This window comes from Virgibacillus proomii, from assembly GCF_018916875.1.
In the GTDB taxonomy this organism is placed as follows: Bacteria; Bacillota; Bacilli; order Bacillales; family Amphibacillaceae; genus Virgibacillus; species Virgibacillus proomii_B.
Genome location: NZ_JAHLNO010000019.1, coordinates 856,554 through 869,975 on the forward strand (window position 1 = coordinate 856,554; position 13,422 = coordinate 869,975).

12 protein-coding genes and 1 pseudogene are annotated in these 13,422 nt (G+C 37.4%); 8 read left to right on the forward strand and 5 right to left on the reverse strand.

Going from position 1 to position 13,422, the window contains the following annotated elements:
- Positions 1–11 precede the first annotated feature (11 nt).
- The 5 genes from KQI21_RS11235 (at position 12) to KQI21_RS11255 (ending at position 6,910) form a co-directional block, all read left to right on the forward strand.
- The gene (locus tag KQI21_RS11235; protein WP_216484245.1) at positions 12–488 is read left to right on the forward strand and encodes a GNAT family N-acetyltransferase; all 477 of its coding nucleotides are present in this window, start codon (positions 12–14) and stop codon (positions 486–488) included.
- 204 nt (positions 489–692) lie between these two features.
- The gene (locus tag KQI21_RS11240) at positions 693–2,186 is read left to right on the forward strand and encodes a hypothetical protein (RefSeq protein ID WP_216484246.1); all 1,494 of its coding nucleotides are present in this window, start codon (positions 693–695) and stop codon (positions 2,184–2,186) included.
- A gap of 921 nt (positions 2,187–3,107) precedes the next feature.
- Complete coding sequence (locus KQI21_RS11245; protein WP_216484247.1) at positions 3,108–4,262, forward strand: SagB/ThcOx family dehydrogenase; 1,155 nt, start codon at positions 3,108–3,110, stop codon at positions 4,260–4,262.
- Between the two features lie 66 nt (positions 4,263–4,328).
- On the forward strand, positions 4,329–5,510 hold the full coding sequence (locus tag KQI21_RS11250; protein WP_216484248.1) for a SagB/ThcOx family dehydrogenase: 1,182 nt from the start codon (positions 4,329–4,331) through the stop codon (positions 5,508–5,510).
- Positions 5,511–5,716: 206 nt separating this feature from the next.
- On the forward strand, positions 5,717–6,910 hold the full coding sequence (locus tag KQI21_RS11255; protein WP_216484249.1) for an MFS transporter: 1,194 nt from the start codon (positions 5,717–5,719) through the stop codon (positions 6,908–6,910).
- 71 nt (positions 6,911–6,981) lie between these two features.
- On the opposite strand, the gene KQI21_RS11260 is transcribed toward KQI21_RS11255, so the two are convergent.
- The gene (locus tag KQI21_RS11260; RefSeq protein ID WP_216484250.1) at positions 6,982–7,374 is read right to left on the reverse strand and encodes a hypothetical protein; all 393 of its coding nucleotides are present in this window, start codon (positions 7,372–7,374) and stop codon (positions 6,982–6,984) included.
- Positions 7,375–7,612: 238 nt separating this feature from the next.
- Positions 7,613–8,739 (reverse strand): annotated as a pseudogene (locus KQI21_RS11265) (IS3 family transposase).
- Positions 8,740–8,901: 162 nt separating this feature from the next.
- Between KQI21_RS11265 and KQI21_RS11270 the strand changes: the two are divergent.
- A complete protein-coding gene (locus KQI21_RS11270; RefSeq protein WP_216484251.1) occupies positions 8,902–9,330 on the forward strand; it encodes a tRNA-Val4 in 429 nt (142 codons plus the stop codon).
- A 231-nt stretch (positions 9,331–9,561) separates the two neighbouring features.
- Here the strand turns inward: KQI21_RS11270 and KQI21_RS16530 are convergent, their stop codons facing one another.
- From KQI21_RS16530 to KQI21_RS11285, 3 genes are all read right to left on the reverse strand, one after another.
- A complete protein-coding gene (locus KQI21_RS16530) occupies positions 9,562–10,098 on the reverse strand; it encodes a DDE-type integrase/transposase/recombinase (protein ID WP_216484323.1) in 537 nt (178 codons plus the stop codon).
- 22 nt (positions 10,099–10,120) lie between these two features.
- Positions 10,121–10,369, reverse strand: coding sequence for a helix-turn-helix domain-containing protein (locus KQI21_RS11280; RefSeq protein WP_216484252.1), 249 nt, complete (start codon positions 10,367–10,369; stop codon positions 10,121–10,123).
- Between the two features lie 295 nt (positions 10,370–10,664).
- Positions 10,665–10,883 (reverse strand): transposase, encoded by a 219-nt coding sequence (locus KQI21_RS11285; protein ID WP_253291405.1) that lies wholly within the window; start codon positions 10,881–10,883, stop codon positions 10,665–10,667.
- A gap of 366 nt (positions 10,884–11,249) precedes the next feature.
- Between KQI21_RS11285 and KQI21_RS11290 the strand changes: the two genes are divergently transcribed.
- Positions 11,250–11,411, forward strand: a complete 162-nt coding sequence (locus KQI21_RS11290) for a hypothetical protein (RefSeq protein WP_216484253.1) — start codon at positions 11,250–11,252, stop codon at positions 11,409–11,411.
- A gap of 558 nt (positions 11,412–11,969) precedes the next feature.
- Positions 11,970–13,202, forward strand: a complete 1,233-nt coding sequence (locus KQI21_RS11295) for a YeeE/YedE family protein (protein WP_373687662.1) — start codon at positions 11,970–11,972, stop codon at positions 13,200–13,202.
- Positions 13,203–13,422: the final 220 nt, after the last annotated feature.

The following is a 13,422-nucleotide window of genomic DNA, read 5'->3' on the forward strand; positions in this document are numbered from 1 at the left end:
GAGGTATATCTATGATAAATTTGGTTCGAATGAACGAAGAACAATATAAAAGATTCTTCGAAGAGACAGTCAAAGAGTATGCTGAAGAAAATGTGAAAGAAGGCAGATGGAAACAATCAGAATCGATTGAACGAGCAACCAAAGAAACAAATGAACTATTACCTAAAGGTATTCATACGGATAGGCATTACTTGTGTACATTGCAGCATGAAGAGGTAGGCCCAATAGGAACGATTTGGTATGAAATCAGAGAAAAAAATGGTGAGAAGCAAGCTTTTATATACAGCATTATGATAGACGAAGAATTTCAAGGCAAAGGTTATGGAAAACAGTCACTTATTGCATTTGAAACAGAACTTGTCTCGATGGATGTAAGTTCAATTGGATTACATGTTTTCGGGCACAACAAACGTGCATATCAGTTGTATACCAAGATGGGGTATATTCCAACAAGCATTAAACTGAAAAAAGATCTAAAGAACAAATAAAACTAACTCGTATCTTGAATTTACTAGAACGATTAGAACGATATAAAATCAAAAATAATCACTGGGCTATGTAAGTAGTCTTTCGAACTTTAAACTAACTATAATCCATATAATTAGCACTTGAAAAATCCTTTCTTTTATGGGTAAAGGAATTCTTAAAAATGTGTCAATGGAAAGGATTAACTCTTGGGAGGGGGGTTAGCTATGAATATTATCACGGACTGGTGGCTATTTGAAATGGCACCGGTGTCCGGGGTACTGCGGGCAGTCTTCTACACTGGCTTACTTTTGCTGTGTCTAGTCGACTTTCCATCGCCACTACAGGCTTCAAAGATTATGGGCAGCACCGAACGTGTCTTCTACACGCCGGTTTTAGCGATGCGGCTAATGGACCTCAGCTGGGTTAGTCACCGCGTGCTGTCCGTTGTGACCAATCTGACAATCGTAGTGTGGGTAGCGGCCGCGGCTGGGTTCATCCAGCCGGTCTCTGGTATACTGACGTTTCTTGGTTTTGCATTCTTACATATAGTCAATGCTGGTGCGCTAGGCTCCCACCACTCGAAGCACTCGGCGCTTTATGCGTTACTGGCCATGTGCTTCTCGGTGTCCTATGACTTCTCGCTGGACGGTCTGCTCGCCCAGTACGTGAACTGGCCACTACTGGTGTCTGAACAATCGGCTTTCACTTCAGGGTTTGCTCCGCTATTTCTACTATTATTCCTATCCTACACGATGTTCGCAGGTGGAGTCTCCAAGCTCCTATATGGTGGCCTCGGGTGGTTAAATGGTGAAGCATTGCGGTTCTATATTAAGTATTCGCCGTCCCGCTGGCCCTTTATGACCAGACTACTTGTAGGAAGCCCGGTGCTATGCCAGGTGTTAGCAACTCTGACCGTGCTAATCGAACTGGCGGCCCCGCTCGCAATCTTCATTTCTTCGTCGAGAGTTCCATTAGTTGTAAGCTGGATTTGTCTGCATATCGGCATCCTATTCGTGATGCGTCCTGCGTACTGGGTACAAATGTGGTGCTACCTGCTTCTAATTGTACCGAGCCTTACCAACCATTCGAACATCACCACCACAGTCTCCTTGGGAGGCTTGTTCACCGCCGTGGGAATACTCGCAAGTGTGGTACTGATTACAGTGCTAATCCGACAGTCTGAGGAGTGGCCGTTCACCTCGGTGCCAATGTACTCTAATAGCCTGAAGAATGGTGCTGTGCGAGCACCTTCCGAATCGGAATTATACGAGCGCGCCTTACAAGCTCACCGAAACAAGCATCGGGCGTGGCAACGGGCCTGGTTGCCTGTCGAGGTCATGGAGGACATCTTAGTTCGATCAATCGACAATGGTAAGAGACACCGGCTGTTCTACCTGATACTTGAAAACAGAGTGGCGAATTTTGTTCGCTGGCCCCAATACACCAAGGTGGTGCGCGCTACTGCGATCGCTGATTTAGTGGCGAAGTATGCAGACCAGGTTGAAATAAACACATCTGGCCCGGACTACCCAGCGACTCGCCTGCTGCACGAGGTCGCATTGATTGTTAAGAATGTGTTGCCAGACTGGGAGCGGTATGACCGCATTGAACTCGTATGTCGTACTGACTCGGGTAGTGTAAGGATTGCGTCTGTGCCGCTGGGCACGCAGGAAGTTCGAGGATTTAATGACCAGCAACAAAAATACGAAAGCCTGTAATTAAAGTCTTACGATGAACCGTATATCGAAGAACGATGAAGATAGATGGAAAAGCTTATTATATGAAGAAGAAAATTTAGCTTTAGACATGCTTTTATACAGAATTGAGAAAGTTTAATAAGCTTTTCCATGTAGCCACTTGAGTTGCATCGATAGATTATCATGCAATTTGAACACTTATTGAAATGTACTGTTTTTTTTACTCTTAATATATCTTTTCGAGGACATATATAGATATTCAAAAGAATTTATAACTTAAGAATCCTCATTTAATAACTTTCTTTTACCCCCATCCCAACGGATGGGGGTATCTGTATTGTAGACCCTCATATGCCTTTATTTTCGATCGTGAACGATATTAATTGTCTCATCATAATTTTCTGCTGACAGTCACCCTACTTTATTAAATCCTTTATTTTACTGAACAATGGATGATCCTTTTCAAACAATAACTATCATCACTACTGAAATGGGTAGTTTCCAGGTAATAGTCTGCCAAGGATTGCACCTGGGAAGTACGTATCGACTGTTTGACAAAAGTGAATTTATTTCACTCTTACACAATTAATGAAACTTAATAGGTGAAAAATACTTATTCCCCAATATAAATTTAATAGTTCGAAATATCTGCTATCAGACAATAGTATGAAATATCTATTACTACTAAATAGTTAAAGTATTCTATTTCTAATTAATAGTTTGAAATATAAATTAATTAATGATATTATAATTTCGAAAGGAGGGAAGAAGATGCTTAAATTTGCTAGAGAAGAAGATTCTTTTGTGTTCGAAGAGCAAGAAGAACCAATTGTTATCATGCATCCATCTGACTGATAAATTCAAACAGAAGTAGAATCACCTGACCTTAGATTCAGGTGATTCTATTTCAGGTAAATATTTGCAAAGGGGGACTGATTCACAATGCAATTACGAAGATATCGTTTAGCACCAGATTTAGTAATTACATTTCCAGAAGGACAGCCTAAATTACATCTTCCTTCTACTCATACTACTTATAAAGTTGATTGGAAAGTTTGCGAAGTAATATCGATGTTTTCTAGTGAAGATCCAGATACCTATACATATAAATTTTCCCCTCCCCTTTCTGATTCACTAATCCACTCTATTGTCAATAAATTAATAGAGTGTAACATTTTAATCGAAAAAGATAAAGAAACTGAAGCGGACAGTATCGTGAAAAAATGGGAGGATTGGGATGAATCATCTTGGTTCATGCATCTCCAAACGAAGGATGCTGAGTTTGATCCAACAGAGGAAGGTCGGTTGGAAAGTGTGAAGATGTTTAGAAAGATTGCTACCTCTCCTCCGTCTTACTATAAATGTGAATGTAGTGAAGAACGACAAATCAAGTTACCGGCACCAAGCAAACTTTATGAACGTTCACTTTCCGAAGCCTTTCTAGAACGCAGAACATGTCGCAGATTTTCTGGCGAGGCAATAACGCTCCAAGACTTAGCTGATGTATTGTTCTATACTGGAGGGATACTATTCACAAACGCAACTCATTCGTATGGGACAGTTGCAAAAAAAGCATCACCATCCCCTGGGGCAAGACATTCCACTGAGCTATATCCAGCGGTAAATAATTGTGAAGGCTTAGAAAGTGGTATTTATCACTATTGTCAAAAGCACCATGCACTTCATTTGATTACTAAAGATATAGATGTTAAGGAGTTTCTTAGTGATGCCCTTTACGATCAAGATTATTTTTTAGATGCTGCTGTTACTATCCTTTATACAAGTGTTGTTGATAGACTTAAATGGAAATATAAAGCAAGTAGAGTTTATAGATTGATGCATTTTGAAACTGGTCACTACGCCCAAAACTTTGTGCTAACTGGATCAGCCCTTAATTTAGGAGTATTCATAACAGCTGCGTTTAAAGATAGTTTAGTAGAATCAGTACTTGGAATAGATGGAATCTATGAAACTGCTATGTATGTAACAGGAATAGGTTCAAAATTACCTGATAGGGAATTAAGGGGAGATATTGAATTTAGTGAATTTATTCCAGAGGATAAAAAGATTGGATTACCGATAGGAGAACACAGTTAAATGCTCGATCCTATTTTAATTATTTTCCGGAATTAAATCTAAATTTAAATGAGGAGAGAAGTCTCTATGGATTTGAATATAATTGGCAATGAATATAGGCTTACGCCTGATTTGGTTATCACTTATATAAATGGAAAACCGCAGTTACGTTTACCTTCTTTACACAGTCGCATTCAAGTCGATTGGAAGGTTTTGTCGGTGGTGTCTGCATTTGGTGGAGGAAGCAAAGAGACATTATCTTCACTTAAGTCCGTGCTTTCAGAGGGGTTATTATATTCAATAATCAACAAATTGATTGAATCTAAAGTTTTAATACCAGTCAGTGAACATAATAAATCGGAAATAACTAAAATGATAAAAGAATGGTCAGAATGGGAAGAGCCGACATGGTTTATGCATCTTGAAAGTAAAAATTCCCAATATAAGTCTGCTGATGATGTAGGAGAAGAGTTTGCAAAGTCTGCTGAACCAGCTCCACTTGCATATAAGTGCAACTGTAAAGAGTCAGAGATACCTTTACCTACGCCAAGTAGTCTTGACAATAATTGTCTATCCGATATATTGACCCTTCGAAGAACTTGCCGCAATTTTTCGGATAGCCCAATAACATTATCTGATCTTTCGAATCTTTTATTCTATACAGGTGGAATACTTTTTACAAATTCAACAAGATTCTTTGGTAGAGTTAGTAAAAAAGCCGCACCATCACCTGGTGGTAGACATTCTATCGAGCTATATCCTGTGGTAAATTATTGTGACGGACTAGAAAGTGGAATATATCACTATTGTCAAAAACATCACGCACTAAATTTAATTTCCAAAGAAAAAGATGTAAAACCATTTTTAAATGATACCCTTTATGGCCAGGATTATTTCTTAGATGCTAGTGTTACTGTATTTTATACAAGTGTAATTGATCGTCTTAAGTGGAAGTACAAAGGAAGCAGAATTTATAGAATTATGCACTATGAAACAACTCATTATGCTCAAAACTTTTTATTAACTGGAACGGCTCTTAATTTAGGTGTTTTTACGACTGGTGCAATTAATGAGAGCTTAATAGAATCAAAGTTGAAAATTGATGGAATACATGAAATTCCTTTGTATGTATCAGGTGCGGGTAATAAAATGGAAACAAGTCCTTATAGTAGAGCAGATATTACACTTAGCGAACACTTACCTGAAGATGTAAAAGTATCTTTGCCGGAATCTTTGTCATCTGTAGATGAACAAAAAATTCTAGGTTAAGGTATTACATATGATAAATCAATTCAAAATAAAGCTTCTGTATAAAGAAAATATTCAAAGAATAACCTTGGACTCTCCCCTTTGTGGGAGCTTTATTTTTGATTCAAAAGGTTCAGGGTTAATAGTGTCATTCTATGAGCTTATCAGATTCTTGAAAAGAGGAGTTCATCATGAGGAAACGCGAGTATTTTTTGGAGGTGACGTAAATGTCTTTATTATTTTCTAATAAAAATTACTTATTATATGTTTCAACTGTTTCCCTTACTAGAATGGCAGGTGTAATGAGCAATATTGTTTTAATCCTTTTCATGATTCACTTGGGAGGCAGTGCTTCTTCTGTTGCATTCATCATTATAACAAATTTATTGCCTACTGTTTTATTCGGACCATTTGCTGGTGCCTTTGCCGATAGGTGTAAAACCCGACTAATAATATTTGTTTCTTTCTCGTTAAAGGTGCTAATTTTCTTCATAATCCCATATATCAGTAATTATTTTTATTTATACTTATTGTCATTTCTTTTGTCTCTAACCTCTGTAATAAGTTTCCCTATATTAAAAAAAATCTTGAAAAATGTTGCAGAAAATCGGGATATTATTTTAGAGATAAATAGTAAGGCAATGAGTGTAAGAAGTATTGTTGAAGTAGTTTTTCCATTGGTTGGTGCTTCAATTGCCATGTACCTCGGATTTCATATTACCTTTAGCCTATGTGGCGTTATATATTTTATCGCTTTGTTAACCCTAGTTTTTATGAAAGTCCGTTTCGAAAATGATAATAAAAAGCGTATGGTTCTTCATAATATAAAAGAAGGATATATGTATATCTTTCATAAGGTAGAAATAAGGAAGTTTATTCTGTTTTCGATAGTTATCATGTTTTTTAGCAGTGCCATTAGTATTCTGTTACCCATTCATTTTTTAAATCATTTGAACATAAAAGAGTCTACCTATGGTCTTATCGTAAGTTGTTTGGGGATAGGATCATTAATAGGAAGTATCTTAGTACCTAGACTCATAAAAGCACTCAAGAATAATATTATTGTTTTCTTAAGTGTCGTTATGTTAATAGATGGCTCGCTAATGATAATCTTAGGTAACTTACCGAATATATTACCTATTATATTAATGGTATTATTACTGCTGGGCATTACTTCTTCTTTTTACTTTATTATTGTAGAAACGCATTTACAAAGTGTTACTCCACAAAATCAGATAGGAAGAGTCTTTTCAACCTATAATATGGTTGTAAATAGTTTCGCCTTACTTTCGATGCTAATCTTTAGTTATATAATGGATTATACTGGAACCATCTTGGTCTTTGTTATCTGTGGAATTGGTATAATGTTTGGGGCTATTTATTTATTCTCTACCCCAAGAAAAGAAGACATGGCGGCATAAGTAAGCACAGCAATTAAGCACAGGGACGGTTCTACTACATAAATAAGCGCAAGTATCGTCCCTATGCTCACCTAGAATGGATGGTTTTGAAAGACTTTCTTTAGTTCTGTCATTATTTCTTTACCCATAATGTTTAATGATTCTTTTGTTGCATATTTTCCAAAACTAAGACCATTCATGTCCCTTCCTCCACCTAATCCGATAAACTGCTCTGACGGTTTAAAGTGTAAACCTAAAATTGGAGAGTTAAGACGGTAATGGTACCCTATTTGGTATTTAGCACTTGGAAAATTTTGAAGTGATTTTGGATTATCCAAGTATATTCCTTCTTCTAGAAACTGTATTCGATTACAATGCTCCTTACCAAGTACAATAATGAGTGATGGTTCTAATAGGTTTAATATATCGATTAAAAATCCTCTAGCAAAATCTGAATCTAACAGTTTTTTATTATTCTGAATCATACTCATCTGACTTTTGGTATGTCAACACTAAACTAAACAATTTTTTTAAGGAATATAAACGTTTTATGGTGTCAATTGAAACGTCCCTTTCGAAAATAGAAGGTATAGTTTATCACTTGACTTTGAGCCTCTACGGGCGTGATTTGATTGCCAAGAAGCCAGCTTTTTTAAAACCTACGCTGGCTTACCAAAAGAGGCTATCACTCCCATCTCTCCAAGTAAAGTGGACGCATGGAAGTTAGATAGCGGTCAGTTCTAACTGATGCTGGAGCTTGTATTCTCTTGGCGTTAAATAGTCTAATGACTGATGGATGCGAATGTTATTAAACCAATTGACGTAGTCAAATAATTCAAGATCTAACTCTTCTTGACTAGAGAAAACTGTCCCATTAACGAACTCTGTTTTAATTGTTTTAAAGGTTGCTTCTGCGACTGCATTGTCGTATGGCGTGTCTTTATGGCTTAATGATCTGTCAATGCCAAACGTAATTAGTGCTTCATCAATTAATTGATTTTTAAACTCACTTCCACGGTCTGTATGGAATAATTCAAGGTGATTTAAGTTGTATGGTACTGTCGCAAAGGCACGTTGAACTAACTTTGCATCCTTGTTGGGACCAGCACTGTGACCAATGATTTCACGGTTGTGTCGATCAACTAGCACACAAATATAATGCCGTTTTTGTCGCACTCGAACGTAGGTCAAATCACTTACAACTACTTTCAATGGCTGGTCCTGGGTAAATGAACGATTTAACACATTGCCGACGTCAGATTCGTTTACAGTTGTCTTTTTAGGCTTAAACTGGGCAACTGTGTATTTAGAGACAAGTCCTTGGTCTTTCATAATTCTGCCAATGCGGCGACGAGAGACCTGCCAGCCTTTGAAGTTCTATTTTGATTTTCCGTTGGCCATAGACTCGTCTATTTTCCTTGAATATCTCCTTAATTAACTTGGTTAGTTCCTCTTCTTCTTTTGCATCACGTTCTTTCGCCTCATAATAGTACGTGCTTCTAGGAATTTGCAGGACTTCGCACATTGCTGATACTGAATATTTGTGTCGATTATTACGAATCACATCTACCTTCGTCCCATGATCAGCGCGGCTTGCTTTAGAATATCATTTTCCATGGCAAGCCTTTGGTTTTCTTTGCGTAATTTGATTAGCTCTTCCTGTTCGGGGGTTCGATTGTCTTTTTCTTCAAAAGAACCAGATGAGTTATACTGGCTAACCCATCTATCAAAAGAAGACGGTGTCAACTCGTATTCTTTGATAATCTCGGCTCTTGGTTTACCTGAAACATGCAGCTAACGATTTGTTCTTTAAATTTTTTTGAAAAAGTTCTTCTTTTTCTTTTGGTCATAACTGACTCTTCTCCGACTTATTATTTAGTCCAGCTTATATGACCTTAAAATATTTGTCTAACTAAGTGTAACCGATTCAAGAAGCATATAAAAATAAAGTTGTGATTAGTGAAAAGAAAAGACAATACTACGGAATAACTTCATCTGGTATGAAAATTAAGATGTTTTTGAATAAAGATGGAACAATTGCTATTGCTAATCCTAAATATAATGAGGAAAAGGAAGTGATAGAAGAAATGAAATATAAGTTCAGTTTTTATAAAGACCCTTTGGGAACATTAAGAATCAAACTTCCAGAAGAAGTAGATATGTTTTCTGATTTTATTGAACAAATTGCTACAGAAGAACTAGCAAATGAAATAATCGGGAGTATAGATTCAGTACAGAAAGAAGAAAAGGTGGAAGAGGAAATAATGATTAATGCTCCAACAGTTGTCATTAAATCGGAAATAACTTCTGTTTCACTGGCGGATATATTGGATGACCCACCACCAAAGGAATATATGGAAACGAAGGAGTTTTGTAAACTTATATTGGCTTGGAAAGATAAGTTACTAGAGCGCAGGTCTAATTGTGAGGGGACTTACTAGTGTGTAAGCATTTGAGACGTTATGTTTCAAATGCTTTTTAAATATGTAAAGGGATAGAAAAATAAAAAGATCAAAGATAGAAAATATACCGATTAAAAATTATAGGAACTACCCCTTATTTATCTCATCAAGGGTAAAGGCTTCACCCTTCGCTACGCTTCGCCCTTGATTCCATTCCAGTACTGGCATGTTTCTAGGCGAGGACAAAAAGGAGAAAAATGATAAGGGAGATTAAACCTGGATTTCCTTTATATCTATCTTCTTCTCCTTATGTAATTCATAAAATTCTTTTGGTGCCAAGTCATCAATGCTTGAATGAATGCGTCGATGGTTGTAAAAGTCCATGAAATCTGTAATCGCTTCATATGCTTCTTCATAGGTTGCAAACTCGAACCTGGACATCCAATCATCTTCCATAATCCGATGGAATGATTCAATATGCGCATTCATATTTGGCGTTTTTGACGGTATTCGTTCATGTTCCATAGCACGATCTTTGCAATAGTCTTCAAACGTGTTAGAAATAAACTGTGGACCGTTATCTGTACGTATAATAGGTTTATCTTCTACTTCAAATAGCTGGCGTTTCAACAAAGCTCTATACAATGTCTGTACGGTATCTTTCGCACCACAATGTAGCCCTATATGATAAGCAACAATGGACTTATCACAAATATCGATAATGGAAAAAACAAATAGGAATCGATCTTCACCGTGAATATATCCGTATTTTATATCCGCCTCCCATAGTTGGTTGGATTCAGTAATTGTATGATTTCACGCCAATTTTCTAGGAGGTGAAACTCTTTTCCTTCTTTGAGGATGTAAGAGTATCTAGTTCTTTATAGAGACGATACACCTTCTTTTTATTGATGATTAGCTTGTATTGACGGCGAAGGATAACAGTTAATTTGCGATAGCCGTAACTGTTACACTCGCCAGATATAAGCTCTAACAAAAATTCTTTAATCTGTTCATCAGCTATTTTCTTTCCGTCCTTATTGATGGAGTAGTCTGGTGCTGGACGACCCTCACTCACTTGCTTCTCTTCGACACTGTAATTCTTCCGATAATAGTATGTGGAACGGGAAATGTTCCATATTTTTAACACTAATTTTATGGTGTATCCTTTTTGAATCCATGTATCGGCTACTTTCATTTTTTCAGTAAGTAAGGGTTCTGCTTTTTTATACTATAGGAAAGTATAAAATTTTAGGGTTTATAGTATAAGAAAAACTACAGCTTTCGCCATAAAGACTTGGCGACAAGCCAAGTCTTTCTAATAAGGTCTCGCAAAATAGCTATTTCAAGATCCTTTTCACCCAATCGTTTTTTTAAGTGGTCATTTTCATTCGCAAGTTGCTTGGAATCAAGGTCCTAACAGTTGTTACATCCACATTACCATACTTGCCGTCTTTGTACTCTCGAACCCATCTTGTCACCATATTGGCGTTGAGTTCATAACGACGTGCAACAACAGATGTTTTTCCTGTTTCCATCACTTCTTTTATAACTTGTATTTTAAATTCTTTGGAATGTCTTGTACGTTTCATGGTATTAGTCTCCTTGACACTTAAGTATTATATGATATCCCACTCTTAGTGTCCAAGTTGATTTGGGGGCTTATAAGTTTGTTTGCGTATTGTCTAGGATAATATATCTGTTTTACAATGTGGCTCTCTTTTTTAAAAAATAACTTCGTCTAGTTTAAGCGCTCTGTAGCAAACTTCGATTTTCTTCCTACAATAAGTCAACAAATTGATTTTCCTACACTTCGGCTCGAATCTAAAGGAAGGCCGACTAAAAGCGGGCTTGTCACTCAGGCATCGACATACCCATGTTTTAGAGGCATGTTTTCTTTATCCTTAAAGAGCCGTATTTCTCTTATTTGAAAAATCTGCTTATGATTTTGCCAGTGTTTGAAAGAAATGGCTCCTAGTTCCCGATTCACTTGGGCGACAGGACAAGGAAAGCTACGACAGCAATACATCGCACGCAGAAAAAGCGTTCTTCTTTTTCAAGGACAAGGAAAGCTACGACAGCAATACATCGCACGCAGAAAAAGTGCTTTCCTTTTTTAAGGACAAGAAAGACTACGATAGCGATACATCGCACGCAGAAAAAGTGCTTTCCTTTTTTAAGGAGAAAAGCACTCCCTGAATAAAATTTCCATTATCTCGTCAAAAATTCTACTGTTTGTACGCCGCTTGCCGAGTGTATGCGCTTTTGACTATTTGAGCTGTTCTATTTCTTTCCAACTCTGAATCGGAACGTTGTTTGTTATGTTTATCCCGCATGTAAGGTGCCGTAAGACTCCCACTTGAAGAGCCTGGGTTGGTACAAAAGGGTCTAAGTGGGAGAAAACGGCACCTTAATGCCCGATTCGTTCAAGGGCCTTTAGGTCATACCCTTCTAGGTACTAACATTCAGTAGGAGATGGAAGAAAACTCCTACTGAATGAAGTTTCACTTTATTTCGATTGTTTTATTTTTCTAACATAATCGATCTAGCCGCAGTTTCCCGCAACTCCAAATATATAAAGAGAGCGTGTATTTTATTGACACCAAATTAACAAAAGTGTATTATAATGAAATAAATCCGACTATTTTTATAAGAAAGGAGTGTTTTTGGTGGCTTTAATTAAAGAAGAAACAAATACGGTTTCTAAAGAAAAGGTAGAATTAAATAAACCACAGCAGACATTAGTGTTAAGTGGTCTAACGGTAACGGCAATTTTATTCGTGTATTTATTGATAACACAATCTATCATTCAACCATTGTTGCTTATTATTGGCACATTACTAGGATTTACACTGTTTCATGCTCGGTTTGGTTTTACCTCTGCCTTTAGACGATTTATGTCAGTTGGAAATGGTCAAGCGCTGCGTTCTCATATGCTTATGTTGGCTGTTGCCGTTACTTTATTTGCTCCCATTTTAGCATACGGTTATTCTTTTTTTGGAACAGAAGTTAGCGGTTATGTTTCTCCTGTAGGAGTTAGCCTTATCGTAGGAGCGTTTATCTTTGGTATCGGTATGCAGCTTGGGGGAGGGTGTGCTTCGGGAACCTTGTATGCGGTTGGCGGGGGTCGATCGGTTATGTTTATAACGCTTTTCTTCTTTATTATTGGTTCAACCATTGGAGCGAAACATCTTCCGTTTTGGACAAACGAACTTCCAAGTTTGGGTAAGATTTCTCTAGCAACTTCGACCGGATTAGGATATGGTGGGGCATGGGTATTATCCCTTGCTATTTTTGGGCTTATTGCGTGGTTTACCATCATTGTTGAACGAAAAAAGAAAGCTCCTAAAATGGCTTCGTTACCTTCTGCACAAGGGTGGAGACGAATTTGTCGAGGTTCATGGCCATTATTTGCAGCTGCTATTGTATTAGCAGTTTTAAATGCACTTACGCTAATGACCCGTGGTACGCCATGGGGGATCACTTCTGCATTTGCATTGTGGGGGTCGAAATTAGCACAATTATTTGGAGTCGATGTAGCAAGTTGGGGATATTGGCAAGGGGAAAATGCTGAAATTTTACAAACTTCGATATTTGCTGATTCTACCACTGTATTAAATTTTGGAGTTGTCCTTGGTGCATTTATCGCTTCAGCTCTAGGTGGACTATTTCAGTTTACGAGATTAAATGCTAAAAATGCAGCTGCATCAGTTATTGGCGGGCTGCTAATGGGATATGGGGCAAGGCTCGCCTTTGGTTGTAATATTGGTGCTTATTTTGGAGGAATTGCTTCATTTAGCTTACATGGATATATTTGGGGAATTTTGGCTTTAGCAGGCACATTTATTGCACTATATCTTCGACCGATGTTTGGTTTGTCGGTTCCAAAATCAAATGATTCTTTTTGCTGATGAAACGTCGCCGAATAGAAGTAAATCTGGTTCAGCGGTTTTTTAGTTGTCTAGGGTATAATATTCGTTTTCACCTAATGTATATCTATATCTTTTTGAAAGTAGTTCGGCTAGCTTATCATTCATGTTGCAGAAAACTTCGCTATTCTTCCTACGATAAGTATGATGGTGTAAGAAAGGAAATGGTGAAACTTGCTATCGGTTCAAACGATATTTTATA

Coding starts and splice junctions, on each gene's coding strand:
- KQI21_RS11235 (WP_216484245.1), top strand. CDS start 12: ATGATAAATTTGGTTCGAATGAACGAAGAACAATATAAAAGATTCTTC.
- KQI21_RS11240 (WP_216484246.1), top strand. CDS start 693: ATGAATATTATCACGGACTGGTGGCTATTTGAAATGGCACCGGTGTCC.
- KQI21_RS11245 (WP_216484247.1), top strand. CDS start 3,108: ATGCAATTACGAAGATATCGTTTAGCACCAGATTTAGTAATTACATTT.
- KQI21_RS11250 (WP_216484248.1), top strand. CDS start 4,329: ATGGATTTGAATATAATTGGCAATGAATATAGGCTTACGCCTGATTTG.
- KQI21_RS11255 (WP_216484249.1), top strand. CDS start 5,717: ATGTCTTTATTATTTTCTAATAAAAATTACTTATTATATGTTTCAACT.
- KQI21_RS11260 (WP_216484250.1), bottom strand. CDS start 7,374: ATGATTCAGAATAATAAAAAACTGTTAGATTCAGATTTTGCTAGAGGA.
- KQI21_RS11270 (WP_216484251.1), top strand. CDS start 8,902: ATGTTTTTGAATAAAGATGGAACAATTGCTATTGCTAATCCTAAATAT.
- KQI21_RS11285 (WP_253291405.1), bottom strand. CDS start 10,883: ATGAAACGTACAAGACATTCCAAAGAATTTAAAATACAAGTTATAAAA.